Source organism: Streptomyces peucetius (assembly GCF_025854275.1).
Classification (GTDB): Bacteria; Actinomycetota; Actinomycetes; order Streptomycetales; family Streptomycetaceae; genus Streptomyces; species Streptomyces peucetius_A.
Map to the genome: position 1 here is coordinate 216,363 of NZ_CP107567.1, position 26,187 is coordinate 242,549.

Consider the following 26,187-nt stretch of genomic DNA (forward strand, 5'->3'; position numbering starts at 1 on the left):
GCCACCGGCGGCCTCCACCGGCGGCCGCCAACAGTCGGCCGCCATCAGAGCCGACATCAGCAACCGCCATCAGCGACCGACATCACGAAAGGTAGTGCCCCATGCTTTCCCCACTTGCCGATCTCACCCGCCGGAAGGCGGCGCGCAGCGCCCGTACCTCGAGCTGGGACCAGCGCGGCCGCAATCAGGACTACTGGACCACCCCGGCCCACTCCAGCCGGGTCCTCGCCGACCTCGAGGGTCCGGGCCAGATCACCCACATCTGGATGACGCAGTTCTGCCGCAGGACACTCGGGCCCGGTCTGATCGACCCGCTGGAGGCGGACACCGTCGCGCCGGTCATGGAGATACACAACGCGCTCGGCGTCAACTGGGAGGAGCCCGACCCGGACTACTACCGCAAGGTCCTGATCCGGATCACCTGGGACGACGAGGACGAGCCGGCCGTCCTGGTACCGCTCGGGGACTTCTTCGGTGTGGGCCACTGCATGCCGAACAGCTACCAGTCCGCGCTGTTCACCGTCTCGGCCAAGCCCGAGGAGTCCCTGCTGTTCGGCGGCAGCGCCGCGCTGAACTGCTGGGCACCGATGCCGTTCGGCAAGCGGGCCCGGATCGAGCTGGTGAACGAGAACGACCTGCCGATCCAGCAGTACTTCTACATCGACTACGAGCTGTTCCCCGAGCCGCTGCCCGAGGACACCCTCTACTTCCACGCCCGCTGGAACCGCAGCAACCCGTGCAACGGCTGGGCCCCGGACATCCAGACCAACAGCCCCGAGGTCAACATCGCCGATGTCACCGGCGAGGACAACTACGTCATTCTCGACACCGAGGGCACCGGCCACTACGTCGGCTGCAACCTCTCCGTCCACCACCGGCAGGGAAGCTGGTGGGGCGAGGGGAACGACATGATCTGGATCGACGACGACTTCCTCCCCGACGGGACCACCTCCTGGCCGCCGTCCCTGCACGGCACCGGGACCGAGGACTACTTCAACCACGCGTGGGGCATGCAGAAGAACGCGTACCTCTACCACGGCGCGATCCTCCACGAGGCCGACGTCCCGGGGTACTCGGTCAACTACCGCTTCCACGTGACCGATCCGGTGCGCTTCGAGGAGCGCATCAGGGTCTCCGTCGAACACGGCCACGGCAACCACCTCAGCGACGACTGGGCCTCGACCGCCTACTGGTACCAGGCGCTCCCCTCCCCGAGGGCCTCCGTCCTTCCCCTCGAGCAGCGTCTGCCCGTCCGGCCCGCCGACGCGCCGGCACCTGCCCCGGCATCCCGCGCCGGCGCGGTCGCCGAAGAGATCGCGCAGATGCGCGAGCGCTACCGGGCCCGCTTCGAGCGGCACATGGAGCACCTCGCCGAGCGCACCCGGCTGCGGGGCGAGCGCTCGCTGCGGGAGTCGGAGGCGAACACCGAGCAGGCCGCGAAGGTGCGGCACCGTTACAACGAGCGCAGCCGTGGCTGACCCCGCGCAGGCCGCAGAGAGGCGTCGCACCGTGTCGACCCGAGCGCGGGACCCGCACTTTCCCGCACTGCATCTCCGCCCGCCCCGCAACTGGCTGAACGATCCCAACGGGCTGGTCTTCCACGACGGCCACTACCACGTCTTCTTCCAGTACAACCCGGGCAGCGCCCGCCATGCCGACATGCACTGGGGGCACTTCCGCAGCCCAGACCTCCTCACCTGGGAACTGCTGCCCATGGCCCTGGCGCCCACGCCCGGCGGCGACGACACGGAAGGTGTGTGGTCGGGCAACGCCGTGGAGACGGACGGCGAGCTCGTCGCCTTCTACTCGGCCAGGCATCCCGAGCGCTGGTACCAGCCGGTCGCCCGTGCGTCGTCCGGCGACGGCGGTCTGACCTTCACCAAGCAGAAGCGGCTCGCCGTCGCCGAACCGCCCCCGGGCACCACGATGTTCCGCGACCCCTACGTCTGGCGGGACGGTGAGCGCTGGCGGATGCTCGTCGGCGCAGCACTGGAGGACGGGCGCGGCGCTGCGGTGCAGTACTCCTCCACCGACATGGCCGAGTGGGAGTACGGGGGTGTCTTCCTCGCCCGTGCTCCCGAGCCACTGCCCGGCGGCGCCGACACGGAGGAGGGCTGGGAGTGCGCCCAGTACGCGGACTTCGGCGACGGCCGGGGCGCTGTGCTCGTCAGCGCGTGGGACCCCGAGGAGGGGGCCTCGTGCACCGCGGTGTGGCCCGGGCACGAGCGGGACGGGGCCTTCGTGGCCGGCGCTCCTCAGCGTCTCGACCACGGGCCGGACTTCTACGCCCCGGCGCTGCTGCACGCTCCCGACGGCCGCCGGCTGCTGTGGGCATGGCTCTGGGAGGCGCGGGACGAGGTGCGCATCGGCGCTCCGAGTGCGTGGACGGACGAGGTGGGATGGGCCGGGATGCTGTCCCTGCCCCGAGAAGTGACCCTCGGCCGGGACGGGGCGCTCCTGCAGCGGCCAGCCCGGGAGATCGCGCAGTTGCGGCGAGACCGCCGGGTGCGTGCCGCGGGAGAGGCCGGCGCGGGCCGGCCGGTCGAGTTGGGGGAGGTCGGACGGGCGTGCGACATCACGGCTCGCCTCGGTCCCGGCGGCGGTCTGCGGCTGATCACTGACGCGTCCGGTGGCGAACACCTCGACATCGTCCGCGACCCGGCGACCGGGGAGGTGGTCGTCGACCGCTCCCGTGCCTCGCTGGACCCGCGGGCGAAGCAGGGCAGTTGGCGGCTTCCGGCGCCACTCGGGCCGGCGGAGCTCCGTGTCGTGCTGGACCATTCCGTCGCCGAGGTGTTCACGGCCGAGGGGCAGGCGCTCACGCTGCGCCTCTATCCGGTCGGTGGCGCCCCGTGGCGCCTTCAGGCCACGGCGGCGGGCGGGACCACGCCGGTCGCCTACGAGGTGGAGGCATGGGACCTCCGCGGGCTGCGGATCGTCGACAAACGGCCCCCGTCGGAGCGGGCGTTCTGACCGTTCTCGTCAGTGACGGCCCGCCGGCCGGCCGGTCCGGCGGGCCTGCCGGGGAGGCGCCCATCACCCCTGTTGGCGTCTCCCCCGGTGACGTGCAGTGGCCGAACGGGCGGACCGTGCGGGCGGCCGACGGCCGGGGCGGGGTGGGCCTTCACGTCACCGGCGCTGCTCAGCCGTCCGCGTCGGCCGACGCCCGCGTACGCCGTGGTGGCCTGCTGGAGCCGCGGACGATCAGGCGGGTGGGGACGGTGACCGTACGGGCCCGGGAGCGGTCGCCGTCCAGGCGGGCAAGGGCCGTCCTGGCCGCCGCTTCGCCGATGGCTGCCGGGTCCTGCGCCACGACGGTCGGCGCCGGTTCGAGCACCTCGGCCAGCGGGAGGTCGTCGAAGGTGACCAGGGCGACGTCCTTGCGTGCGGCGCGGGCGAGTTGGGCGACCACGCCCATGGCCACGATGTTGTTGCCCGCGAACAGTGCAGTGGGCGGATCGGCCAGCCCCAGGAGTTCGGTGGTCGCGGCGGCGGCGGTCTCCTGGCCGTGCGCGCCGGTCACCAGAGCCCGGTCGTAGGGCAGACCCGCCGCCTCGAGTGCCGAGCGGTAGCCGGCGAGCCGTTCGCGCCGGGTGTAGAGCTTCGCGGGGAGGTCACCGATGAATCCGATGCGCCGGTGGCCTTGCGCGACGAGATGCGAGACGCCCTCGTGGACGCCGGTCCGGTTGGAGCTGACGACGCAGTCGGCCGACAGGCCGACTCCCGGGCGGTCGAGGAAGACCACCGGCAGGCCTGCCGCGCGCGGCGCCTTCAGGTAGCCGTGGTCGGCACCGTACGCGGGGACGACCATCAGGATGCTGACACGGCGGGCCAGGAAGGTCTGCGTCAGCACCCGCTCCCGTTCGGGGTCCTCGGCGGACGAGCCCATGAGCAGGGTCAGTCCGCGGCCGCGCATCGTGTCCTCCATCCCGCCGGCGACCGTTCCGAAGAACGGGTTGCCCAGGTCGGGCACCACGAGCCCCACGGTGGTGTCGGGGCCTCCGACCCTGATGTTCCGGGCCATCAGGTTGGGCTGGAATCCCAGCTTCGCCACCGCCGCGAGGACGCGCTCCCGTGTCTGCGGGGAACTCGGACCGTCCTCGTTGAGCACCCGGGAGACCGTCTTGGCGCTGACACCCACTTCGCGGGCGACATCGGCCAGTGTGGGGCGGCGGGTCGCGGTCATGTACCACCGTTCCTGTGCGTTCGCCGGGCCCGGCCCGTCCGGACCGGGCCCGCTGTCTTCTCTGAGCTGCCGGCTCAGTGGGCTGACACGCCTGCTGCCCTGGCGGCGTCGGCGTCCGTGACGACGGTACCTCCGTCGCTGTTCACCGTGAGCGCCCCGGTCATGATGGCGACCACCTCGGCCATGGAGTGGTCGGTGGGCTTGATCAGTGCCTCGCGCCGCCCGAGCCGGTGCACATGGATCCGGTCGGCGATCTCGAACACGTGCGGCATGTTGTGACTGATCAGGACGACGGGCATGCCCTTGTCGCGGACCCGGCGGATGAGGTCGAGGACCTGTCCCGACTCCCTGACGCCCAGCGCCGCGGTGGGCTCGTCCATCACGACGACGCTCCTGGCCCACGCCACGGCGCGGGCGACGGCCACGGCCTGGCGCTGGCCGCCGGAGAGGGTTTCCACCGCCTGCGTGAGCGAGCGCAGCCCGATCTTCAGATCGGCCATGTGGGCGGCGGCCTCCTCCCGCATCCGCTTCTTGTCGAGCAGACGGAACACGCTGCCGAGAACACCGGGCCGGCGCAGCTCGCGCCCGAGGAACATGTTCGAGGCGATGTCCATGGAGGCCGCGACGGCGAGGTCCTGGTACACGGTCTCGATGCCGTGTTCGCGCGCGCTCTGCGGGCCGCCGAACCGGATGGGCCTACCGCCCAGTCTGATCTCGCCCTCGTCGGGGACGATCGCGCCTGTGAGCGCCTTGATGAGGCTGGTCTTGCCGGCTCCGTTGTCGCCGATGACGGCGAGCACCTCGCCGGGCATGAGGTCGAAGTCGGCCCCGTCGATCGCGGTCACATGGCCGTACCTCTTGACCAGGCCGCGGGCCTGGAGGACGGGAGTCGCGGACGTGTCGGTGCTCATCGCGCCTTCTTCCGGGAGATCTGGTCGACGGTCACGGCGAGGATCACCAGGACGCCGGTGATCAGCGTCTGGTAGATCGACGCGACGCCCATCAGCTGGAGCCCGTTGCGGAAGACACCGACGATCAGTACGCCGATGAAGGTGCCGAGCACCGCGCCCCGGCCGCCGAAGAGGCTGGTCCCGCCGAGGACGACAGCGGTGATGCTGTCGAGGTTGTCGGTCTGTCCCGCCTGCGGATCGCCCACGCCGGTACGGGAGATGAGCAGCAGCGCCGCGACGCCGTACACCAGACCGGCGAGCGTGTAGACACCGATGGTCAGCCGGGAGGTGCGGATGCCGTTCAGCCGCGCGCTCTCGGGGCTGTTGCCCAGCGCGTAGACGTGGCGGCCCCACGAGGTGCTGCTGAGTGCGTAGGCGAAGGCCAGGAACAGGGCGATGGTGAGGAGGGAACCGTAGGTGATGTCGGTCCGGCCCAGCGGGAACGTCTCGCCGAGGGCGGTGAGCGGCGCGGGCAGATCGGTCACCGTCTGCTCGGCGGAGTAGATGTGGGTCAGGGCGAACGCCACGTTGAGCATGCCCAGCGTCACGATGAAGGGCGGCAGCGGGATCATCCGCACGAGCAGGCCGTTGAGGAGTCCGAAGCCACCGCAGACCACGAGTCCGAGGACGATCGCGGCGAGAGGGGGAAGCGTTCCCTGGGCCGCCGTCTTGGCGATGACGATGCTGCCGAACGCCATGACGGCGCCGCAGGAGAGGTCGATGCCGGCGGTCAGGATGATGAGCGTCTGACCGATGGCGAGGGTGCCCACGACCATGACCTGCTGGACGATCAGGGAGAAGTTGCCGCCGGACAGGAACTGTTCGGTCGTCAGCGAGAAGAAGACGCAGGCGAGCAGGAGCGCGGCCAGGGGGCCCGCGGTGGGTGTGGCGATCAGCCGGCGGACCGCGGTCGGTCCTTTCAGCTGGTCGTAGGGCGTGGTCGTGGCAGTCATGGTGGTCCTTGCCGGTGATGGGTGCGGTGCCGCAGGTGCGCGCCGGAGGTGTGTACGGGGAGGCACCCGGTGACCGCTGGGGCGTACGGAGAGGGGCCGGTGTCCGCAGGTGCGTGCCGGACCTGCGTACGGGGAGGGGGCCGTTTGGCAGCCCGCCGGCGGGCGGGGGCAGGCGCGGTCCGCGCCGCCCCGCCGCCCACGGCGGTGCCGGCCGGGCGGCGCCCCGGGGTCAGCCCCAGCAGTTCTCCAGGCCGAACGCGGTGTCCTTGGCGTCGACCCCCGCCTGCGCCCGGTCGGTGATCAGGGTGACACCGGTGTCGGTGTAGCCGGAGGCCTTCTTGCCGCTCTCGGCGAAGTCCGCGACGGCCTTGACCCCCAGGGACGCCATCTCGAGCGGGTACTGCTGCGAGGTTGCGGCGATCTTGCCTTCCTTGACGGCCTTCGTGCCGGTGCAGCCGCCGTCGACGGAGACGACAAGCACCTTCTTCTCCAGGCCCCTGGCCTTCAGGGCCGTGTACGCGCCAAGCGCGGCCGGTTCGTTGATGGTGTAGACGACGTTGATGCCGGGGGCCTTCTGCAGGCAGTTCTCCATGGCGGTCTGGCCCTTGGCCTGGTCGCCGCCGGTGTCCTGGCTGCAGACGATCGACGGGTCGTTCTCCGGGACACCGAAGCCCTTGAGGAAGCCCTCGTGCCGCTGCTCGCCCACGGCGACCCCGGGCGCCAGGTCGAGCGTGGCGATCTTCGCCTTCTTGCCGGCCATGGCGGCCTTGGCGTATGCGCCGATGAGTTCGCCGGCCTTGACGTTGTCGGTGGCGAAGAGGGCGTCGGTGGCGTCCTGCGGCTCGGTGGGGCTGTCCAGGGCGATGACGAGAATGCCCTTGGCGCGGGCCTTCTCGAGGGCGGGGACGATCGCCTTCGAGTCGTTGGGCGTGATGAGGATGCCCTTCACGCCGGAGTTCACCATGTTCTCGATCGCGGTGACCTGGCCGGCGTTGTCCCCGTCGAACTTGCCTGCCGCGCTGACCAGTTCGACGCCGCTGTCCTTCGCGGCCTGCTCGGCGCCCTCCTTCATCTTCACGAAGAAGGGGTTGGTGTCCGTCTTGGTGATCAGGCCGACCTTCACCGACCCGTCGTCCGAGCCGCCCTGCGCGCCGGAGCCGCAGGCCGTCAGCGCCAGCGTCGCGGCGGCGGTGCAGGCCGAGACCCTGACCAGGTTGGTGACGGCATGGTTGTTACGGGGCATGACTGACTCCTGCTGGTTTCGGGCGGAGCGGCCGGCTGTCCAAGGGCACTGCGGCGCGGGGACATTACTGCTGCGGGCGGTGTCATCGTTGACCGATGTCATCGTTGACACTGCTTGCGGAGGATGATGGACTCCGTCTCCCGGCAACGTCAATGCCTTGACGCCGTCACAAATCCGCAACGCCGCGCCAGCGGCCGCACGTCGACGGCGCCGCCCCTCGGACACCCCTGGGCGGCGCGCCGCCCTACCCGGAGAGAAGCAGCCATGCGCCTGCCTCAGGTCACCGTCCTCGGCGAATGCGTCGCCGACGCCTTCACCGTCCCCGCATCCGCACCGGGCGAGCTCGGCCTGCGGGTCCTGCCGGGCGGCGGCCCGGCGAACACAGCCGTGGCACTCGCCCGGCTGGGCACGCCCGCCCGCCTGCTGGCCCGGCTGTCGGACGACGTGTTCGGCCGGCTCTTCCGCGCCCGCCTCGAGGCCTCGGGGGTCGATCTGTCCCAGGCCGTACGCGCCGGGGAGCCAAGCACCCTGGCCGTCGCCGAGCTCGACACGGCGGGTCAGGCGGTGTACTCCTTCCACGCGCAGGGCACCGCGGACTGGCAGTGGACGGCGGACGAACTGTCCGCGACGGACCTCTCGTCCACCGCCTGCCTGCACTCGGGCTCACTCGCCCTCGTACGCGAACCGGGCGGCCGGGTCGTGGAGGAATTCCTGGCCCGCGCCTCGGCCACCGCCACGATCTGCCTCGACCCCAACGTCCGCCCGCTGCTCGTGGCGCCCGGGGTGTACCGCGAACGCCTGCCGCGCTGGTGCGCGCTCGCCGACGTCCTGCGCGTGAGCGAGGACGACCTGGAACTGCTGCTGCCCGGTCGCCCCGCCGAGCAGGCCTGCGACGTCTGGCACGCCGCGGGCGCCCGGCTCGTCGTCGTCACGCTCGGGGGGCGCGGCGCGATCGCCTCGCTGGACGGCGAGCGGGTCAAGGTGCCTGCGCCGCCGACCGCCGTCGTCGACACCGTCGGGGCCGGCGACTCCTTCACCGCGGGGCTTCTCCACCACCTCGGGACCAAGGGGCTGCTCGGCGGCCGGCTGACGGATCTGCGCATCGACGACGTCACTCGGGCGTGTGTGTTCGCGGCCAGGGTCGCGGCGCTCACCTGCTCGGTGAGCGGGCCGAACCCGCCGTGGGAGGGCGAGTTGCGGGAGCCGGTGGCGTCGGTCGGGCCGTAGGGCCGTCACCGTTCCCGTCGCGGCGGCTCTGCCGGAACCATTGACGGACCTCCTCGAGCACGCTCATCATCACTGCCCAGTGGATGTCATCGCTGACATATGTCAGCGATGACATCCACTGTTCCGGGCCGCCCCCACCGCCCGGCACTGCGATCCCCTTCGGCGTCGTGCCACCGCGGCGGACGCGGACACGACGCCGCCGCCCACAGTGCAGGAGAGACCATGAGCCCAGGCCCCGTGTACCGACGTGCCCGGCTGCGCCTCGTCGCCGCGGCAGCCGCGACATGCGCGCTCGCCGTCACCGCCGTAGTCCCCCAGGCGGCGGCGACCGGCACCACGCCCCACACCGAGACCTACCGGCCACAGTTCCACTTCTCCCCGGAGAAGAACTGGATGAACGACCCCAACGGCCTGGTGTACTTCAAGGGCGAGTACCACCTCTTCTACCAGTACAACCCGAGCGGCAACACCTGGGGCAACATGTCCTGGGGCCATGCGGTCAGCAGGGACCTGGTGCACTGGGAGGAACTGCCGCTCGCGATCCCGCACGACGACGAGGAGATGGTCTTCTCCGGCAGCGCGGTCGTCGACCACGAGAACACCAGCGGCTTCGGGACCAAGGACAACCCCGCGATGGTCGCCGTCTACACCAGCGCCTACAAGAAGGACGGCAGGCAGGCCCAGTCGCTGGCGTACAGCACGGACCGCGGCCGCACCTGGACCAAGTACCAGGGCAACCCGGTCCTCGACATCGGCTCCAAGGAGTTCCGCGACCCGAAGGTGCAGTGGTACGCGCCGACGAAGAGCTGGCTGATGACGGTGTCCCTGTCCACCGAGCACAAGGTGCGCTTCTACTCGTCGAAGGACCTCAAGAGCTGGACGCATCTGAGCGACTTCGGCCCGGCCGGCGCCGTCGGAGGCGTATGGGAGTGCCCCGATCTCTTCCCGCTGCCCGTCGACGGCGACAGCGGGCGCACCAAGTGGGTCCTGGTCGTGAACATCAACCCCGGCGGCATCGCGGGCGGTTCGGCGGCCCAGTACTTCGTCGGCGACTTCGACGGGACCCGCTTCACCCCCGACGACGACGGTTCGTACACGCCTCCGCCCGGCCTGGTCGTCCAGGACTTCGAGGCGAGCGACTACGGGAACTGGACGACGACCGGCACGGCCTTCGGCGAAGGACCGGTCCCCGCGCCGGCGCCCGGCTCGTCGGGCACGAGCGGCGTCGAGGGCCAGTGGTTCGCCGACAGTTTCCACGGCGACGACGCCGAGACCGGCACACTCACCTCGCAACCCTTCACCGTGAACAGCGCGTATCTCAACTTCAAGGTGGCCGGCGGCCGTCACCCGCACGTCCCCGGCTCCGTCCTCGGCGACGCACCGGCGCCCGGGGGCACGGTGCTCGCCGACTTCGAGCAGGACGGCTACGGATCCTGGACCGCCACGGGAACCGCCTTCGGCGACGGCCCCGCCGCGGGAACGCTCCCGGGCCAGCAACCGGTGTCCGGGTACACGGGCGACCGGCTGGTGAACAGCTTCCGGGAGGGTGACGCGACCACGGGCACGCTCACCTCTCCCGAGTTCACCGTCACCGCGAAGCACATCAACTTCCTCGTCGGCGGCGGCAGGCACCCCTCCGGAGCCGAAGCGCCCACCGCCGTCCGCCTCGTCGTCGACGGCAGGACCGTACGCAGCGCCACCGGCGCCGACTCCGAGGCGCTCAACTGGGCCTCCTGGGACGTCGCCGATCTCGTCGGCCGAAAGGCGCACATCGAGGTCGTCGACGAGAACACCGGCGGCTGGGGGCACATCCTGCTCGACCAGGTCATGCTCTCCGACACTCCGGCCCGGCCGCGTTCGACCGAGACCGCCGTCAATCTCCTGGTCGACGGCAAGGTCGTCCAGAGCGTGTCCGGCGCGGACAGCGGAAGCCTGGACTGGGCGTCCTTCGACCTCCGCGCCCACCGGGGCAAGCAGGCCGTCGTCCAGCTCGTCGACATGAACAAGGGCGGCTGGGGCCACATCATGGCCGACCACTTCGTCGCCGCGGAGGAGCCCGCGACCTCCAGCGTCCAGCGGGCCCACTGGGTCGACCACGGCAAGGACTACTACGCGGCCGTCTCCTGGGAGGACGCGCCGGACGGCAAGCGCCGCATGATCGGGTGGATGAACAACTGGCAGTACGGCAACAGCATCCCCACCTCCCCCTGGCGCAGCGCGCAGAGCATCCCGCGCGAGATGGCGCTGCGGACCGTGGACGGCCGGATCCGACTGACGCAGCAGCCGGTGACGTCCGTGCGCTCGCTCCGTACGGGGCAGGCGGTCGGGGTCCGCGACATCACGGTCACGGACGGCACCACGCCGCTGGCCCAGGGACGGGCCGACGGAAAGGCGCTCGATCTGCAGGCCACCTTCTCCCTGCGTGACGCCGAGCGGTTCGGACTCAAGGTCCGCACCGGCGAAGGGCAGGAGACCGTCATCGGGTACGACGCGAAGACGCAGGAGCTGTACGTCGACCGCACCAAGTCGGGCGCGGTGGACTTCCATGCGGACTTCCCCGGCGTCCAGCGCGCACCGCTGGCGGCCGAGGACGGCAAGGTCAGGCTGCGGATCCTGGTCGACTGGTCGTCGGTGGAGGTGTTCGGGGGCGACGGTCAGGCCGTGATCACCGACCAGATCTTCCCCGACCCGGACAGCGAGGGCATCCAGCTCTTCGCGGAAGGCGGCTCGGTCGGCGTGGAGGAGGTGAAGGTCTGGCAGCTGCGGTCCTACCGCGACTGAACCACTCGACGACGAAGCGGGCGGGGGCGGCCGACCGCCCGTGCCCTGGGCGCCGGGCCGGCCGCGTGCCGGTGACACGACAGGAGACAGAGACATGACGAAGACCCTGCTGGCCGAGTTCAGCGTGCGTCCCGGCCGTGAGGCGCACGTCGCCGAGCTGGTGGAGGGCTACAGCCGACGTGTCCGCCAGGAGCCCGGAAATCTGGCCTTCGAGGTGTACACGAAGGAGTCCGACCCCCGGTCGTACTGCGTCTTCGAGGTGTACGCGGACGAGGCCGCGTTCCGGGCCCACCTGACGGCGCCCTACGGCGCGCTGTTCAACGCCGAGCTGCGCCCGTGCATCAACGAGGAGGAGTCCGTTCTCACCTTCCTGACTCCTGCCGACCACGCACCACAGGCCCGGCGCCGTTAGGCACGGTACGGGCCGCCGCCCGCCCTGGCAGCAGGGCGGGCGGGCATGTCAGCGGGTGCGCCGTCCGTGTGGTGGTGCGCACCGTCCCGCACCGGCTTCCGAAGGCGCGAGCCGTCTCACGCCTGGAATTCGGTGAGATCGATGCTGTGGACGTGCAGCGGGAAGCCGTACACCGGGTGCTCCGTCTCGCGCTCCGGCGCCATGCCCAGCTTGCGGATGACGTTCTCGGACGCGTCGTCCCCCACACGGCTGATGCTGATCACGCGGTCGAGGCCCCGGTCCTGGAGCGCGAACTCCAGCGTCGCGTGGGCGGCTTCCGAGGCGTATCCCTGGCCCCAGAAGGGTGCGCCGAGCCGCCAGCCGATCGCCACGGCGGGCATCACCTCCGGCAGGAACCCGGGAACGTACAACCCCGTGAAGCCGGCCAGTTCGCCGGAGGCCAGCAGTTCGACGGCGAAGAGACCGAAGCCCTCCGCGTCCCACTCCTCCTCCCACTGCTCGATCTCCTCAGCCGTGCGTTCGAGATCGTGCACCGAGGCGTCGTCGGTCCAGCGCATGACCCGCGGGTCCGCGTTGATCTCCGCCATCGGCACGAGGTCGTCGTCGGTCCAGCGGCGGAGCAGGAGGCGGGGCGTGCGGATCTCGGTCATGGGCCCATCCTGCCGGAGGCGGTGGACCCACCGGTAATCGGTGCTCGTGCCGGCCGCCCCGGCGGACGAGGCGTCCCGCTCGGCCGCTGCGATCAGTGGCGGACCACCAGCAGGGCCGCGGTGTCGTCCTCCAGGCCGTGGACGCCGAAATGACGGAGGTCGCCCTTCAGCAGGGAGGTGATCGCATCGGCGGGGCGCGTGGCCCACTGGCCGAAGCGTTCCTCCAGCGGGTAGAAGTCGCCGTTCCGGTTGCGGGTCTCGGTCACCCCGTCGGTGAACACCAGCAGCCGGTCCCCAGGCTCGAAGGGCAGTTCCCGCACGTCGTACTCCTGCTCCAGGCGCACCGGCAGATTCACGGGCAGTGAGGGCGCCGGGAAGTCGACGGCCCGGACCGTGGTGTCGTGCTGGATCAGCGGTGCCGGGTGCCCGAGGGTGAGCAGCCGGACCACCGGGGCGTCGTCGGGGACCTCCGCCAGGATGACGGTGGCGAAGCGGTCGGCCCCTTCCGCCTCGGGGGCGCGCTGCCCGTACCGGCGCATGCTGAGCTCCAGGCGGCGCGCGATCCCGGGCAGGTCGGTCTCCGAGTACGCGGCCTCGCGGAAGGACCCCAGCAGTATCGAGGCCGCCTCCACCGCGCCCAGCCCCTTGCCCTGCACGTCTCCGAGGATGAGGCGCACCCCGTCACCGACCGGCAGGGCTTTGCAGAAGTCGCCGCCCACATGGGCGCCGTGCACCGACGCCTCGTACAGCAGGTGCAGGTCCACCGGGCCGAGCCGGGACGGCAGGGGCCGCTGGACCGCCCGCTGGGTCACATCGGCCAGCGCGATGACATCCTTCAGTCTCCGCTCCCGCCGGTCGCGGGCCCGGCTCGCCCACACCGCCGCGCTCACCACGACCATCAGCGCGAGGAAGCTGAGACCCGAGTCGCCGGAGACCAGCTCCGAGTGGCGGGTGGCCAGCGCCGCGAACAACGCCACGGAGAGCAGCCCGAAGCCGAGAGTGCTGAGCGTCCCCCAGGTGACAGCTGCGAGCGCGGGCACGGCGAAGAGGAAGTGCTCGAAGTGCTCCGTGTCCGGTGTGACCAGGTCCAGAACCACGGCCAGGACAAGCAGCACGCACGGCAGCACCCGGCCGACCACCAGAGCGACGTCGGCCTTACCGCGGGAGTACGAGGACTCAGGCATTCAGTCCATTACGCCCGATCACGGCGATCCGCTCCACCGCTGGGACCGTGTCGGTCCGGCCCTTCACTCGGCTGCCCGCCCGAGCATGTGGGCACGGCTGCGCGAGAGGCGACGAAGGGGCGGGACGCCGACGCCCGCCCCGGCGGACCGGGGCGGGCGTCACAGCGAGGTGGCTCAGGCGGGGGTGATGTTCTCCGCCTGCGGGCCCTTCTGGCCCTGGACGACGTCGAAGTTCACCTTCTGGCCCTCCTGCAGCTCACGGAAGCCGGAGCTGGCGATGTTCGAGTAGTGGGCGAAGACGTCCGGGCCCCCGCCGTCCTGCTCGATGAAGCCGAAGCCCTTTTCCGAGTTGAACCACTTGACTGTTCCACTGGCCATTTTTGCCCTCCAAGGGACTGTAAATCGGTGCCCGCACGGCGCGGGAGCCGGAGGTGATCGCCCTGGTCCTCAGAGGCTTGAAACAGCAAAACGCCCGTGAACTCGCGCTCACGGGCGACCGGTACTTCGGAACCATGACAGCTGTCACTGACGCTACACGGCCTGTGCCCTCTTCACCACGAGAACCACCCTGCCGGGCGACTCCGCGCCCGTCACCCGGGCTTTTCGGGCGTCGGCCCCCTCGCCGTACCGTCCGCCAGGCACCCGGCCCCATACTGGAGCGGCCCGCAACCGCCGCCGCGACAGAACGACTCCATGCCAAAGACCCGTACCTCCTCGACCGCCGCCCCCGACACGACGTGGCTGGGGCACGGGCGCCACCTCGGGCACGCGCCCGAGCAGGACGTCCGGCGCAACCTCATCGCCCTGAAGGCCGCCGGTGTCATCGACGACTTCCTCGACCTCGCCCCCTCCGACGCCTCGGCGGCGGGCGTGGGCGATCCGTCCGCCGTATCCGGCTCCCGCGAGAGTGCGGGCACGCACGGTTCCTCCGCACGCCGCCGCTTCGAGGCCCGCTGGCGCGTGGACGGCGATGTCACCGTGCGGGCCCAGCTGACGTGCTACGACTCCCCCGGGCGGCAACGTGACGGCGAGGCCGTCGCATGGACGCTGGCCGCGGAGGCGGAACGGACCTGGGACCAGCGGTGGCCCTCCCCCGCCACCATGTTCTGGCCCGACAACGACGGCGTCGCCTGGGACCACGACGCCGTGCCCGGTCCGCGTCTGCGGACCGTCAATCGGCTGCCGGGCGACGACAAGGAGATGCGGCGTCTCCTCAAGGACTGCACCCGTCTCAGCTGGAACGTTCACGTCGTCGTCCACGAGGCGATGACCCCCGACGCGCGCGGCCGCCGGCCACTGACGCCCTTCCTGCCGCCGGGCCTGCGCCATCGCGTGGTGGAGCACCGGGCCGCGCCGGAGCAGTTCCAGATCGTCAATTGGGCGATGAAGGATGTACACGTACAGGTGCCTCGGGGCGGGGCGGTGGTCCTGCCCACGGCGTCGGTGAGCCGGGAGTACGACGCGGAACAGTTCGCCGTCCGCACTGTCTTCCTGGACGGCTCGGAGCCGACGGAGCTCATCGAGAGGATCACCGCCTTCGCCGGCCTGCCGCGGTCCCTGACCGCCGACGCGGAACAGGCCCTCGGCAGTCTGCGCCGCCACTGGCATCTGCTCACCGTGGAGGAGGAGTTGGCGCACGCGCGTGAACTCGTCGCCAAGTACGCCGAGGCGCTCGATGCGATGACCAGGTCCCGTGACCTGTACCGGGAAGCAGCCGAACTCGCCCAGGCCGCACTGGCCGAGGTGACCGGATCGGACAGCCTGCCGCATCCGGCCGCCTCGGACGCCACCGTCGCCAAGCCGGCGGGCTCTTCGCGAAGCGTCCTGACCAAGGCGCTGGGACGCTTCAAGGACACATCGAGGCAGCACCCCCAGAAGTAGCGGTGCGACTCTGCTCCTCGACGATGCGCGCCACTGCGTCGGGGTGGGTGAGCTGGGGGCAGTGGCCGGCACCCGGCACGCTCAGAAGTGGCGTCAGTCGGGGCGGAGGGCCTGACGGCGGGCCGACCGCGCCCTGTTGCCGCATCCGACCGAGCACCATGCCTGATCACGCCGGCGAGCCAGGAAGAACATGCCGCAACTGGGCGCGGGGCAGGTCCGCAGCCTGGCCTGCTCCGGGCCGGCGGCCAGGACGAGTACCTGCCTGGCCACCCTGCCGGCGACCGGGCCGCCTCCCTCCCGCTCGGCGAGCCGACCGTCCTCCCCGACCTCGAACGTCACCGGGGCCCCGGCGGCGAGAGCGTTGAGCCGCGTCCGCGCGGCCTCGGGCAGCGGGGCCTGCCGCGCCGCGGCGCCCAGGACGGCCCTGGCCGGCTCGCGCAGCCGCGTCAGCTCCTCCAGGGGCAGGTCCGCCAGCCCCCGGTCCGCCGCCCGGCTCCGCCAGGACGCCCGCAGCCCCTCCTCGGCCAGCAGATCGATGTCGCCGCCGGAGGAATCCGCACCGCACACGACGGTGTTGGCGAGATCGAGCACGGCGTGCTCACCGATCCACGGCATCTCGTGGAGGTTCTTGAGGCTCATGCCCCCAACCTACCCGACACACGGTTTTGGCATCCCGAATCCGTGATAGCTTCCGCTCGCGGTTTCAAGGATTTAAATCCGTGATCAGCGATCCCGAAGGAGTGCCACATGAGCACGACCGTCGAGTACGTACGCTTCGAGGCCACCGACCCCGCCGAGCTGACCGCCCAGCGGGACCGGCTGATCTCCCTGCTGCGCGAGCGCTACGAGGCCGACTTCCTCGGCGCGTACCTCGCCCGCTCCAAGGACGGCTCCCTCCTCGACTTCCTCATCTGGGCCTCCCCCGAGGCCGCCGCCCGCGCGGCGCGGGAGATGCCCGGCGCACCCGCCGCCGCTGGCTTCTTCGGCCTGATCGGCGAGGTCCACGAAATGCGGCACGCCGAGGTGCTGCACAGCACACAGCCGTAGCCGTTGGAACAGCGACCGGTCCCGTGCTGCCGCGCGGCGGGGCGGGACCGGCACAGAAGACCCGCAAGGAGACAGCCGTGCCCACGGTCGACGAACTGATCAACACGCAGACCACCGACGGCCTCGCGGCTGTCATGACGGCGGCCGGTTCCACACCGGCCACCGCCCTCCGTGGCTGCGGCGCCCGCCTTGACGGCCTGACCGTCGGTCAGCGCGTCGCCACCGTGAAGGAAGCCGTACTCGCCGACCTGCCGGACGACTACGCAGGCTTCGCCGCCGTCGTCCGCGCGGCGCTGCGACAGCCCGCCTTCACCGGATGGATGACCTTCCCGCTCAACGAGGCAGTCGCCGAACGCGCCCTCGCCAGCGGCGTGTTCGAGCCCGCACTCGACCTCCTGGCGGACCTCACGCCGCTGCTGACGGCGGAGGCGGCAGTGCGGCCCTTCCTCCGCCACGATCTGCACCGGGCTCTGCGGACGATCCTGCCGTGGACCGGCCACCCCGACCCGCACGTACGCCGTCTGGCGAGCGAGGGCACGCGGCCGCGCCTGCCCTGGGCGTCCCGGCTGCCCGCCCTCGTCGCCGACCCCGGCCCGGCCCTGCCCCTACTGGACGCGCTGCACCGCGACACCTCCGAGTACGTCAGGCGGTCGGTCGCCAACCACCTCAACGACATCAGCCGTGACCACCCGGAGACCGCGATCGCCACCGCCGCCCGCTGGTTCACCGACCCCGCCCCCACCACACCGGCCGTGGCACGGCACGGTCTGCGCACGCTCGTCAAGGCGGGGCACCCGCAGGCCCTGGCCCTCCTCGGCCACGACCACGACGCCCCGGTCCACGTCACCGGGCCCGACGTCCGGACTCCCGAAGTGCCGTCCGGCGGTCATCTGGTCTTCTGCTACGAGGTCACCAACACCGGCTCCGAGACGGCCGGCCTCATGATCGACTACGTCATCCACCACCGGAAGGCCAACGGGACCCTCACCCCCAAGGTGTTCAAGCTGACCACCCGCAGCCTCGCCCCCGGCGAACGGTGGTCCGGCGTCCGCCGGCACTCCTTCCGGCCCATCAGCACACGCCGTTACCACTGGGGCGTGCACCGGGTTCAGCTCCAGATCAACGGACGTCCTCACGGGCTCGCCGACTTCACGCTCACCCCCGGCACCCCGGCAGAAGCCCCGCTCTGAACAGCCCGGCCGGCAAAGCACGACGCCCCTGCCGGGACCGGACAAGCCGTGGCCCCGGCAGGGGCGCCCCCGCGGTCGGTGCCGCGCTATCCCTCGTCGTCCGCCGGGTACCGCACCGCGGGAACGCCGTCCCCGGCCGGCAGGGCCGACGACAGCCGCGGCAGCAGCTGCGCAGCGAGCAGGGTCGACAGGGCGGAGGTGTCACCGCTGCCCGGGCCGTCCGTACGGATCACCACCGGCTGCGGGGCGTGCGTGGCCAGCTCCGCCCCGACCTCCAGGCGGCGCCGGGCCAGCTCGTACCGCAGCACCGCGGCGTTGTCCCGGTACGCCTGGGCGAGGGCACGCTGGGCACGGGCCTCGTTCTCCGCGGAGATGAGGCCGCTGCGTCCGCGCGTCTCGATCTCGAAACGCACCCGCTGCGCGTTGGTCTCCTGCTCCTCCAGGAGCTGCGCCACCGCCTCGCGCGCCCGGTTCAGCGCCGCCTTCACCTCGACGATGCGGGCGTCGCGCACCTTCTTGGCGCGCTCGATGTCCATGCCGAGGCTGTCGATCCGGCGCTTACGGGTCAGGCCCCACTCCTGCTCGTACGCGTGGCGTTCCTTCGCGACCCGCTCGCGCGTGGCGAGATGCTGCTGGTACTGGGCCGGCAGCTGCACGTCCGGGATGTTGCACCCGGTGATGCGCACCCCGTAGCGGGACAGCTGGCGGTTGAGCAGCTCCTGCATGTCGGCGACGTCCGAGCCGCGCAGGTCGTAGGCCCTCTCGGTGCGCATCAGGCGGGCCCGCTGCCGGATCGCGTCCTGGACGGCGCTGGAGAGCACCAGGTCGAAGTTGCCCGCGCCGATGGTCCGTACGAACAGCACCGCGTCGGTGATCCGGAACTTCAGGAAGAACTCGATCGACCGCAGGGGCACGTTCTCCTGGGTCGGGCAGGCCATGACGGGGGCGGAGTACGGGATCTCGGTGGCGGTGTCCACCACGAAGTCCACCCGCGACCACGGGTGCCACAGATAGTGGCGGCCGGCCTCCAGGGTGTTGGTGACGGCCCCGTAGCGGGTCAGTACACCGTTCGTGCCCTGCTCGATCTCCACGATCGAGGAACGCCACCACCACAGGGCGCCCGCGAGGAGCAGCACGCAGCCGCCCGCGTAACCGAGGGTGGCGAGCGCGCCGTAGGCGACGTCGGCGACGTCGCTGCCCTCCGATTCCGCCTCGGCCTCCCGCAGCGTCAGCATCACACCCGACAGGAGGGCGAAGACGCCCAGCCAGAGCGGGAGCATCCACCAGAGCCTGCGGCGGTGGCGGGGAATGATGACCGGAACCAGGGTGCCCGCCTCGCCGCCGCGCAGCAGTTGGGCGATGTCGCTCCAGGGGGCGACCGCTTCGGAGATGACCGACCTGCGGTTCATGCGTGCGGTGCTCACAGGGCGCCCTCCTCGGGCTCGGACGTCGAGACGGTCGGGGACTCGGACAGGGTCCCGGGGCCGGAAGCGGGCGGCGCGGGCTCGTCGGCGGTGCCGGGCTCCTCGCCCCGTACGGCCGGTACCACCGGCCGGTCCGCCTCCAGCAGGGCGCCGATCTCCGTCTCGCGCTCCGCGATACGGGCGGCGACCTCGGTCAGCCGGGCGCGCATGGCGGCCATGTCCGCGTCCGTGAACAGCTCCGCGCCCTGCTCGCCGACCAACTCCCTGGCCAGTTGCAGGAAGTCGACCCCGGCGGCCTCCCCGCGCTCCCCCGAGCCACCGATCCGCACGAGCCGCGGCAGATGGTCGGCCACCTGCTCCAGGGTGTCCAGCACCTGCTGCTGGTAGCGGTACTCCAGGATCTCCGGCGCCTCGGCCGCCGTCACCGCGCGGATGTCGAGGGCCTGTGCCTCCAGGAGCGCCGCGTTGGCCTTCGCCTCCGACTCGGCCTGCACGTACCGCTGGCGGGCCAGCGCCTCTGCCCGGTTGGTCTCCCGCTCCACCGCGGTGTCCATCTGCGCCTGGTACTGCGCGATGTCCGCCTGGATCGCCGAAAGGGTCTCCTGACGGGTCGCCAGCTCCTTGGTCAGATCACCCTCGTCCTGCTCCTTGCGGAGCTGGAGGGCGTACTCATGGGTGTACGCCTCCTTCGCGACGCGCACCATCTCGGGCGACGCCAGGTCCATGCGGTAGGCGCGGTCGGACGGCTCGGCGTGGGTGATGTTGGCGTTCGTCAGCTCCACGGCCGGCCGGAACTGCTGGTTCAGCTGCTCGAGCAGACGCCCGGTGTCCTCGCCGACCATGTCGTAGATGGCCGCGGCTTCCTGCTCGTAGATGAGGCTGCGGATGGTCTCGCTGACCGCGTTGCTCAGCTTCTCCTCGAAGCCGCGCACCGCACCCAGCGTGTAGACGAACTCGGTGGGGTCGCTGATCCGGAACTGGATGAACAGGTCGATCGACGCCTTCACCCCGCCCTTGGTCGGAGCCTCGCGAACCGGCGCGTTGAACGGGTACTCACGGGTGGTGTTGACGATGTACGACACCCGCTTCCACGGGCTCAGCAGGATCACCCGGCCGGGGCCCACCACCTTCTCCAGCTTTCCGAAGCGGGTGATCAGCGCCTGACAGCCGTCGGGGACCATCACCATGCCCTGGCGTGCCCACACGAAGGCGACGGCCAGGACGGAGATCACCCAGTAGTGGATCCCGAAGAGGGGATGGGTCAGCAGGCCGCCGCCCGTCGCCGTCACAACGGCGGAAGCGACGGCGCCGAGCACGAGCAGCAGCACGACGGGCAGCATGCTGAGGAAGGAGCGGCCGCGCGGCATCACCATCGGGCAGATGGCATGCACCTGCTCGCCACCCTCCTGCCGCTGCTCACTGCGGTTGAGGGCTTCCCCCGCCTCGTCCAGCGGGACGGTCTTCTGGGCCATGACGGTGGCGATGCTGCCACCCTGTTCGCGGGCGGCGGGGAAGTCGCCGGGGTCCATGCCCTCGTCCTGTGCGGTCTGACCGGCCTGTGCACCGGTCACGCCGGACTGCCGCCGGCCTCCGTCGTCACCACCACTGCTCCGGCCACCGCTGTTCCCGCTCGCACCACCGGCGCGGCGGCGCAGCGCCTCTTCGGCGACCTGTTGCGGGCTCGCACCTCCTGCGTACGCCCGCGCGGCGTCCCGCAGGTTCTGAGTCCGTGCCACGTTTCCCCCTTCGCTCTTGCTATCTGCGGCCATCCCACACCATGGACCCGGCCGGATGTAAGGCAGGGTCGCATGTGCCGCCCGTTTCGTGACCGGACGGGCCGGGCGGAGAGGGGCAGGGGCGGGCCGCGTGGCAGCCGGGACGGTGGTGCCCGCTGCCACGGGGCCTGTTGACGCCTGTTGGGGCCTGTTGGGACCTGCCTAGTGGGCCAGTGCCTGCCGGTGTGCTCTCGGTACCGTGGCCGTACCCGCACCGCCGTGGATCACGAACTGCGATCCGGGTTCGACCAGGATGTCGCCCTCGGCCGAGCCGGTGATGGTCACGTCCGTCAGGGTCGCTCTGCCGCGGGCACCGCCGTGGGCGAAGATGCCGGATCCGTTGTTGGACCTGTCGATGGTCACGTTGGTGATCTGTGCGCCGGGCACCGCGCCGCCGCCCGACTTGAACTGGATGCCGTCATAGGTGGAGTCGTGGATGTCGGTGTCGCGGATCACGACACCGGGGATGTCCTGGCCCGCCTCGAACAGGGTGATGGCGCCGAACTCCTGGGCCTCGCCCCAGAACGCGCCGCCGGTGCGGTGCAGGGCGTTGTTGGCGATCAGCGTCTGTCCGGAGAACGGCAGCGGGTCGTGATCGGTCGTGAGCATGATGCCGGGGTAGTTCATGGTGTCGGAGACGATGTTGTTCTCGATGGTGTTGCCGTGACCGCCGTAGATCGCGATGTTGTTGGCACGCCAGGGAAGCTGAACGGTGTTGTTTCGGAAGTGGTTGTCGTGGCCGATGCCGACCGACGGGTCCTTGACGTAGCGGCTCGCCCAGACGGCGAGCGCGTCGTCGCCGGTGTTGCGGAAGGACGAGTTGTACACGGTCGAGTTACGGGTGCCGTTGGCGAAGTTGATGCCGTCGGCGTAGGTGTTGCGGATCCGCATGCCGGTGAACTCGAGGCCGTCTCCCGGGTTCCACAGTTCGGGGATGTTGGAGTGGTCGCGCCCCACCCAGACGCCGACGTTAGCGCGAACGGCGGTTCGTGGAGGGCGTCGAGGCGCGTGCCGGGTGCGTCGCCGGATGGAGATGACGGGGTCTCGTCAGGTAGTTGACGGCGACCTGACGAGCAAGCAGCGGCAACCAAGCGATTCTTTGAGTAATTCCGTCAATCTTTTGCGCTGCCAAGGTGACAGGTTTCTACCAGGTCTGGACTTTGGCAACGGCCCGGTGAACATCACGAGTTGCCGCGAGAGTCGTCGCAGGCCACGCCCGCCCCCTGCCGGGCGCCCACCCGGTCTCCTGTGGTTCCTTCCTGCAGCGAGTCGGTGAGATAGGCGGCGAGGTCGGGGCGGGCGGGCGCGAGCAAGTGCCGTACCCAGGCTTCGCGTTCGTGGAGGACCGGCGGCAGCTCCCAGACACTCCCAGCTCGATCGTGCGGCCACCGGGGTCCGCGTGGTCCAGCGGCACGTTCGCCACCGCGCACTCGAAGCCGGCCTGGGCCTCCTGCGGGCAGGGCCGCCAGCGGAGCTCGACGCCGCCGGGGCCGCCCGGTCCGCCGGCCGGGCCGGACCGGCCGACAGCAGCAGAAGGATGGCCGCGACCACGACGCCGGCGGCGGTCCTGAGCGGCCTGCGTCGGGCGGTCCGCCGCATCGCCGGGCCCTTCCGTCGGCAGGTGACGGGCCCTGCACGACGGTGGCGGGCCCGCCTGCCATACCTGTGGGGTCCCCGCGCGCCGGGCAACCGCCACGCGTCCGAACGTCCGCACCGCCCGCTGCCGGCGCCTCCGGCAGTGCCGCGGCAGCCGCGCGCTGCTCCTCACCGGGGCCGTACGCACGAGGGCCGGGGGCTCGCGGCTGAGGTACCGAGGCGGACCGGGCGCCTCCCCCTGCTCCGGGGGCGTCCTCGGCGCGGCCGCTCCCGGCCGGTGCGCTGGTAGCCTGGTGGGACGCTTCGACTTGCCGGGGCCCGCACCAGGAGGTGCGGGCCCCCGCTCGTTCCGGGCGCCAGACCAGGGAAGGGTCCCCCATGAACACGAAGCCGTCAGCCCCTGGGCACTCCGGTGCCGGCACGACACGGGCCGCGGCGCCGCGGGGCGAACTCTCGGCGAAGACGCTGACCCCCGGTTCGCCGCCCGCCGCGTCGTTCGCCGAGCTGGGGCTGCCGGCGGCAGTGGTGCGGGTGATGACCGACCACGCGGTGACTGAGCCGTTCCCGATCCAGGCGGCCACCCTGCCCGACGCGCTGGCCGGCCGGGACGTCCTCGGCCGCGCGCGGACCGGCTCGGGCAAGACCCTCGCCTTCGGGCTGGCGCTGCTCGTCCGTACGGCGGGCCGGCCGGCGGCGCCGAAGCGGCCGCGCGGGCTGGTCCTGGTACCCACGCGGGAACTGGCGCAGCAGGTGAGCGACGTCCTGGAGCCGTACGCCCTGGCGCTGAAGCTGCGGCTGGCGACGGCCGTCGGCGGACTGTCGATCGGGCGGCAGGCTGCCGCGCTGCGGTCCGGCGCCGACGTGGTCGTGGCGACTCCCGGGCGGCTGACCGACCTGGTGGCACGCCGGGACTGCCAGCTGGACCAGGTGCGCATCACGGTGCTGGACGAGGCGGACCAGATGTGCGACATGGGGTTCCTGCCGCAGGTGTCGGAGCTCTTGGACCAGGTGCCCGCCCAGGGGCAGCGGATGCTCTTCTCGGCCACTCTCGACCGCGACGTCGACGAACTCGTCCGGCGCCACCTGAACGACCCGGTGCTCGCCACGGTCGACCGGGCGGCGGGCGCGGTCACCGCGATGGAACACCATGTGCTGCACGTCCACCCCGCGGACAAGTACGCGACGGCCACGGAGATCGCCGCCCGCGACGGACGGGTGCTGATGTTCCTGGACACCAAGGCCGGTGTGGACCGGTTCACCCGGCAGCTGCGCGACAGCGGGATCCGGGCCGCCGCGCTGCACAGCGGGAAGTCGCAGCCGCAGCGCACGCACGCGCTCGCACAGTTCAGGAGCGGTGACATCACCGTGCTGGTGGCCACCGATGTCGCCGCACGCGGAATCCACGTCGACGGCCTCGACCTCGTCGTCAACGTCGACGTGCCAGCCGAGGCCAAGGACTACCTTCACCGGGGCGGCCGCACGGCTCGCGCGGGCGAGTCCGGCCGCGTCGTCACTCTTGTCACCCCGGACCAGCGGCGCGACGTGAACCGGATGATGTCCGACGCCGGGATCCGGCCGGAGGTCACCCAGGTGCGCTCCGGCGAGGAGAAGCTGACCAGCATCACCGGAGCGAAGCGTCCGCCCGCCGGGACCAGGGCCGCCGGCGGCAACGCGCCCTTCCGCGGCCTGGGCACCCGGCCGGGCCGCGCCCCGAAGGAGTCCCGCCGGGCCGCCGAAGCCCGCGGTGTCGCGGAGGCCCGTAAGGCCGCCCGGATCCGCCGGGGCCACTGACGGCCGGGCGGGACCGCCGACCTGAGCCGTCGGCGGTCCTGCCCGGTGTCAGCCCCGCCCGTCGGCCGGCCTTGCGGCGGGCCGGCCGGTCCCGGCGAAGCAGCCCTCGTTTACGGGCGTCAGGCGAACTGGCCGGGCCGGTAGTCGCCGGCGGGCTGCTGGACCATGACGTTCACGCGGTTGAAGGCGTTGATGAGGGCGATGAGCGACACCAGGGCGGCGAGCTGGTTCTCGTCGTAGTGCTTGGCGGCCGTCGCCCATGCCTCGTCCGTGACGCCACCGGCCGCGTCGGCGATACGGGTGCCCTGCTCGGTCAGCTCCAGCGCGGCGCGCTCCGCGTCCGTGAACACCGTGGCCTCCCGCCAGGCCGCGACCAGGTGGAGGCGTGTCGACGTCTCCCCGGCCTCCGCGGCCTCCTTGGTGTGCATGTCCGTGCAGAAACCGCAGCCGTTGATCTGGCTGGCGCGGATCTTCACCAACTCCTGCGTCGCGGCCGGCAGCGTCGAACCCGAGACCGTCCTGCCGCCCGAGACGAGGTTTCCGAGGAACTTGGCCGCGACCGGGTTGCCGAAGAGGTTCAAGCGAGCATCCATGGTGAACTCCTTGCCGTTGTGTGTGCCTGCGTATTTCTGACGGGCCGGCTCGGCACGATGTGACACGGACGGATGTGACGTGCGTCTCTCGCGGGCTCAGGGCGCGCGCGTACAGCGCTGTTCGCCATGGTGACGGCCCGTTGGATCTCCGCGCGAAGGTTCCTGTCGGTGACCCCTGGGGAAACGGGCGCTGGTTCCGCGATTCGGAGCGGGTCCGGACGTGCGTGGCACAACCGTGGTCTGCTCAGCGGTACGACGGCACAGCGTGCCCGGACGGCGAGGCGACGCGCCGGCCTCACATTCCGGTGCGGTGTCTCGTCGGACAGGTGTGGGCAGCAGCGACCGAAGGAGTCCGACACCATGACCAGCACGTCCGAGCCGGGAGACGCCCCGCTCGATCCGGACCTGAGCGCGATCACGAGCGAGCGGCGCCAGCTGATCAACGTCGCGTACCGGCTCCTCGGCTCCCTGGCCGAGGCGGAGGACGTCGTGCAGGAGACGTACGCCCGCTGGTACGCCATGTCCCCGCAGCAGCGGGAAGCCGTCGAGTCCCCCGGCGCCTGGCTGACGAAGGTCGCCAGTCGCGTCTGTCTCGACGTGCTCCGCTCGGCAGGGGTCCGGCGGGAGCGCTACGTGGGCGAATGGGTCCCCGAGCCGCTGCCCGACCGCACGGAGTGGGCCAACGGGCCCGCCGGCGGCGCGACGGCCGACCCGGCCGACCGTGTCACCCTCGACGAGTCGGTCAGCATGGCCTTTCTCGTCGTGCTCGAATCGATGACCCCGGCCCAGCGCGTCACGTTCATCCTGCACGACGTCTTCCGCTACTCCTTCGCGGAAGTGGCGGAGATCGTCGGCCGGACCCCGGCGGCATGCCGCCGGCTGGCCTCGTCGGCCCGCGGCCGCCTTCGCGAGTCGCAGGCCACCGCGACTCCGGCGGACCGGCGCGCAGGCATCGTCAGGGACTTCAAGCGGGCATGGGAAGCCAAGGACATCGACGCCCTCGTCGGCATCCTCGACCCCGACGCCACGGCGGTCGGCGACGGCGGCGGCCTCGTCAGTGCGCATCTCCACCCGGTCCGGGGCGGCGAGCGGATCGCGCGGTACTTCGTCGAACTCGCCGACAAGGCGCCCGGCCTGACGATTCTCGAGCGTACGGTCAACGGTCAGCCCGGTCTGGTGGTCCAGCAGGACGGCGTCACCGGGACGGTGGTCGCGTTCGACTTCACGGGCGACCGGATCAGCCGCATCTGGGGCGTACGCAACCCCGAGAAGCTCCGGCCGTGGACGGCATGCTGATCCGCCTC

22 protein-coding genes and 1 pseudogene are annotated in these 26,187 nt (G+C 71.4%); 10 read left to right on the forward strand and 13 right to left on the reverse strand.

Features of this window, described 5'->3' with window-relative positions:
- Positions 1 to 101: 101 nt before the first annotated feature.
- On the forward strand, positions 102 to 1,478 hold the full coding sequence (locus OGH68_RS00995; RefSeq protein ID WP_264241338.1) for a glycoside hydrolase family 172 protein: 1,377 nt from the start codon (positions 102 to 104) through the stop codon (positions 1,476 to 1,478).
- Between the two features lie 31 nt (positions 1,479 to 1,509).
- Positions 1,510 to 2,973, forward strand: coding sequence for a glycoside hydrolase family 32 protein (locus OGH68_RS01000; RefSeq protein WP_264241339.1), 1,464 nt, complete (start codon positions 1,510 to 1,512; stop codon positions 2,971 to 2,973).
- A gap of 169 nt (positions 2,974 to 3,142) precedes the next feature.
- Here OGH68_RS01000 and OGH68_RS01005 read toward each other — a convergent pair whose 3' ends face one another.
- From OGH68_RS01005 to OGH68_RS01020, 4 genes are all read right to left on the reverse strand, one after another.
- Positions 3,143 to 4,186 carry a LacI family DNA-binding transcriptional regulator gene (locus OGH68_RS01005; protein ID WP_264241340.1) on the reverse strand — a complete coding sequence of 348 codons (1,044 nt, stop codon included), beginning with the start codon at positions 4,184 to 4,186 and terminating at the stop codon, positions 3,143 to 3,145.
- Between the two features lie 74 nt (positions 4,187 to 4,260).
- Positions 4,261 to 5,097, reverse strand: a complete 837-nt coding sequence (locus tag OGH68_RS01010) for an ATP-binding cassette domain-containing protein (RefSeq protein ID WP_264241341.1) — start codon at positions 5,095 to 5,097, stop codon at positions 4,261 to 4,263.
- Complete coding sequence (locus OGH68_RS01015) at positions 5,094 to 6,089, reverse strand: ABC transporter permease (RefSeq protein WP_264241342.1); 996 nt, start codon at positions 6,087 to 6,089, stop codon at positions 5,094 to 5,096. The genes OGH68_RS01010 and OGH68_RS01015 overlap by 4 nt, the downstream gene beginning before the upstream one ends.
- A gap of 229 nt (positions 6,090 to 6,318) precedes the next feature.
- Positions 6,319 to 7,332, reverse strand: coding sequence for a substrate-binding domain-containing protein (locus OGH68_RS01020; protein ID WP_264241343.1), 1,014 nt, complete (start codon positions 7,330 to 7,332; stop codon positions 6,319 to 6,321).
- 264 nt (positions 7,333 to 7,596) lie between these two features.
- Here OGH68_RS01020 and OGH68_RS01025 point away from each other — a divergent pair, with 264 nt between their 5' ends.
- From OGH68_RS01025 to OGH68_RS01035, 3 genes are all read left to right on the forward strand, one after another.
- On the forward strand, positions 7,597 to 8,559 hold the full coding sequence (locus tag OGH68_RS01025) for a carbohydrate kinase family protein (RefSeq protein WP_264241344.1): 963 nt from the start codon (positions 7,597 to 7,599) through the stop codon (positions 8,557 to 8,559).
- A 222-nt stretch (positions 8,560 to 8,781) separates the two neighbouring features.
- On the forward strand, positions 8,782 to 11,340 hold the full coding sequence (locus OGH68_RS01030) for a GH32 C-terminal domain-containing protein (protein WP_264241345.1): 2,559 nt from the start codon (positions 8,782 to 8,784) through the stop codon (positions 11,338 to 11,340).
- Positions 11,341 to 11,434: 94 nt separating this feature from the next.
- Entirely contained in the window at positions 11,435 to 11,752 is a 318-nt protein-coding gene (locus OGH68_RS01035; RefSeq protein WP_264241346.1) for a putative quinol monooxygenase, read from the forward strand.
- A 116-nt stretch (positions 11,753 to 11,868) separates the two neighbouring features.
- Here OGH68_RS01035 and OGH68_RS01040 read toward each other — a convergent pair whose 3' ends face one another.
- From OGH68_RS01040 to OGH68_RS01050, 3 genes are all read right to left on the reverse strand, one after another.
- Entirely contained in the window at positions 11,869 to 12,402 is a 534-nt protein-coding gene (locus OGH68_RS01040; protein WP_264241347.1) for a GNAT family N-acetyltransferase, read from the reverse strand.
- A gap of 92 nt (positions 12,403 to 12,494) precedes the next feature.
- The gene (locus tag OGH68_RS01045) at positions 12,495 to 13,586 is read right to left on the reverse strand and encodes a PP2C family protein-serine/threonine phosphatase (protein WP_264241348.1); all 1,092 of its coding nucleotides are present in this window, start codon (positions 13,584 to 13,586) and stop codon (positions 12,495 to 12,497) included.
- 174 nt (positions 13,587 to 13,760) lie between these two features.
- The gene (locus OGH68_RS01050) at positions 13,761 to 13,964 is read right to left on the reverse strand and encodes a cold-shock protein (protein ID WP_100105551.1); all 204 of its coding nucleotides are present in this window, start codon (positions 13,962 to 13,964) and stop codon (positions 13,761 to 13,763) included.
- Positions 13,965 to 14,279: 315 nt separating this feature from the next.
- On the opposite strand from OGH68_RS01050, the gene OGH68_RS01055 reads away from it, so the two are divergent.
- Positions 14,280 to 15,467: a hypothetical protein gene (locus OGH68_RS01055; RefSeq protein WP_264241349.1), complete on the forward strand. Its 1,188-nt coding sequence runs from the start codon at positions 14,280 to 14,282 to the stop codon at positions 15,465 to 15,467.
- A gap of 93 nt (positions 15,468 to 15,560) precedes the next feature.
- Here OGH68_RS01055 and OGH68_RS01060 read toward each other — a convergent pair whose 3' ends face one another.
- Complete coding sequence (locus tag OGH68_RS01060) at positions 15,561 to 16,106, reverse strand: ABATE domain-containing protein (protein WP_264241350.1); 546 nt, start codon at positions 16,104 to 16,106, stop codon at positions 15,561 to 15,563.
- A gap of 108 nt (positions 16,107 to 16,214) precedes the next feature.
- On the opposite strand from OGH68_RS01060, the gene OGH68_RS01065 reads away from it, so the two are divergent.
- Positions 16,215 to 16,514 (forward strand): hypothetical protein, encoded by a 300-nt coding sequence (locus tag OGH68_RS01065; RefSeq protein WP_264241351.1) that lies wholly within the window; start codon positions 16,215 to 16,217, stop codon positions 16,512 to 16,514.
- 77 nt (positions 16,515 to 16,591) lie between these two features.
- Positions 16,592 to 17,704: a DNA alkylation repair protein gene (locus tag OGH68_RS01070; RefSeq protein ID WP_264241352.1), complete on the forward strand. Its 1,113-nt coding sequence runs from the start codon at positions 16,592 to 16,594 to the stop codon at positions 17,702 to 17,704.
- An 86-nt stretch (positions 17,705 to 17,790) separates the two neighbouring features.
- Here OGH68_RS01070 and OGH68_RS01075 read toward each other — a convergent pair whose 3' ends face one another.
- The 4 genes and pseudogenes from OGH68_RS01075 to OGH68_RS01090 form a co-directional block, all read right to left on the reverse strand.
- Positions 17,791 to 19,128, reverse strand: coding sequence for an SPFH domain-containing protein (locus OGH68_RS01075; RefSeq protein ID WP_264241353.1), 1,338 nt, complete (start codon positions 19,126 to 19,128; stop codon positions 17,791 to 17,793).
- Positions 19,125 to 20,864, reverse strand: a complete 1,740-nt coding sequence (locus tag OGH68_RS01080; protein ID WP_264241354.1) for an SPFH domain-containing protein — start codon at positions 20,862 to 20,864, stop codon at positions 19,125 to 19,127. Before OGH68_RS01080 ends, OGH68_RS01075 begins: the two co-directional genes overlap by 4 nt.
- 201 nt (positions 20,865 to 21,065) lie before the next feature.
- Positions 21,066 to 21,878, reverse strand: a pseudogene (locus tag OGH68_RS01085) (right-handed parallel beta-helix repeat-containing protein); the annotation flags it as partial.
- A 206-nt stretch (positions 21,879 to 22,084) separates the two neighbouring features.
- A complete protein-coding gene (locus tag OGH68_RS01090) occupies positions 22,085 to 22,216 on the reverse strand; it encodes a hypothetical protein (RefSeq protein ID WP_264241355.1) in 132 nt (43 codons plus the stop codon).
- Between the two features lie 661 nt (positions 22,217 to 22,877).
- Between OGH68_RS01090 and OGH68_RS01095 the strand changes: the two genes are divergently transcribed.
- Positions 22,878 to 24,290 (forward strand): DEAD/DEAH box helicase, encoded by a 1,413-nt coding sequence (locus tag OGH68_RS01095; RefSeq protein WP_264241356.1) that lies wholly within the window; start codon positions 22,878 to 22,880, stop codon positions 24,288 to 24,290.
- Positions 24,291 to 24,409: 119 nt separating this feature from the next.
- Here OGH68_RS01095 and OGH68_RS01100 read toward each other — a convergent pair whose 3' ends face one another.
- On the reverse strand, positions 24,410 to 24,883 hold the full coding sequence (locus tag OGH68_RS01100; protein ID WP_264241357.1) for a carboxymuconolactone decarboxylase family protein: 474 nt from the start codon (positions 24,881 to 24,883) through the stop codon (positions 24,410 to 24,412).
- A 360-nt stretch (positions 24,884 to 25,243) separates the two neighbouring features.
- On the opposite strand from OGH68_RS01100, the gene sigJ reads away from it, so the two are divergent.
- The gene (gene sigJ, locus OGH68_RS01105) at positions 25,244 to 26,179 is read left to right on the forward strand and encodes an RNA polymerase sigma factor SigJ (RefSeq protein WP_264241358.1); all 936 of its coding nucleotides are present in this window, start codon (positions 25,244 to 25,246) and stop codon (positions 26,177 to 26,179) included.
- Positions 26,180 to 26,187: the final 8 nt, after the last annotated feature.

Excerpts from the sequence above, each read along its gene's own strand:
- OGH68_RS00995 (WP_264241338.1), top strand. The coding sequence starts at position 102 with ATGCTTTCCCCACTTGCCGATCTCACCCGCCGGAAGGCGGCGCGCAGC.
- OGH68_RS01005 (WP_264241340.1), bottom strand. The coding sequence starts at position 4,186 with ATGACCGCGACCCGCCGCCCCACACTGGCCGATGTCGCCCGCGAAGTG.
- OGH68_RS01010 (WP_264241341.1), bottom strand. The coding sequence starts at position 5,097 with ATGAGCACCGACACGTCCGCGACTCCCGTCCTCCAGGCCCGCGGCCTG.
- OGH68_RS01015 (WP_264241342.1), bottom strand. The coding sequence starts at position 6,089 with ATGACTGCCACGACCACGCCCTACGACCAGCTGAAAGGACCGACCGCG.
- OGH68_RS01020 (WP_264241343.1), bottom strand. The coding sequence starts at position 7,332 with ATGCCCCGTAACAACCATGCCGTCACCAACCTGGTCAGGGTCTCGGCC.
- OGH68_RS01025 (WP_264241344.1), top strand. The coding sequence starts at position 7,597 with ATGCGCCTGCCTCAGGTCACCGTCCTCGGCGAATGCGTCGCCGACGCC.
- OGH68_RS01030 (WP_264241345.1), top strand. The coding sequence starts at position 8,782 with ATGAGCCCAGGCCCCGTGTACCGACGTGCCCGGCTGCGCCTCGTCGCC.
- OGH68_RS01035 (WP_264241346.1), top strand. The coding sequence starts at position 11,435 with ATGACGAAGACCCTGCTGGCCGAGTTCAGCGTGCGTCCCGGCCGTGAG.
- OGH68_RS01040 (WP_264241347.1), bottom strand. The coding sequence starts at position 12,402 with ATGACCGAGATCCGCACGCCCCGCCTCCTGCTCCGCCGCTGGACCGAC.
- OGH68_RS01045 (WP_264241348.1), bottom strand. The coding sequence starts at position 13,586 with ATGCCTGAGTCCTCGTACTCCCGCGGTAAGGCCGACGTCGCTCTGGTG.
- OGH68_RS01050 (WP_100105551.1), bottom strand. The coding sequence starts at position 13,964 with ATGGCCAGTGGAACAGTCAAGTGGTTCAACTCGGAAAAGGGCTTCGGC.
- OGH68_RS01055 (WP_264241349.1), top strand. The coding sequence starts at position 14,280 with ATGCCAAAGACCCGTACCTCCTCGACCGCCGCCCCCGACACGACGTGG.
- OGH68_RS01060 (WP_264241350.1), bottom strand. The coding sequence starts at position 16,106 with ATGAGCCTCAAGAACCTCCACGAGATGCCGTGGATCGGTGAGCACGCC.
- OGH68_RS01065 (WP_264241351.1), top strand. The coding sequence starts at position 16,215 with ATGAGCACGACCGTCGAGTACGTACGCTTCGAGGCCACCGACCCCGCC.
- OGH68_RS01095 (WP_264241356.1), top strand. The coding sequence starts at position 22,878 with ATGAACACGAAGCCGTCAGCCCCTGGGCACTCCGGTGCCGGCACGACA.
- OGH68_RS01100 (WP_264241357.1), bottom strand. The coding sequence starts at position 24,883 with ATGGATGCTCGCTTGAACCTCTTCGGCAACCCGGTCGCGGCCAAGTTC.
- sigJ (WP_264241358.1), top strand. The coding sequence starts at position 25,244 with ATGACCAGCACGTCCGAGCCGGGAGACGCCCCGCTCGATCCGGACCTG.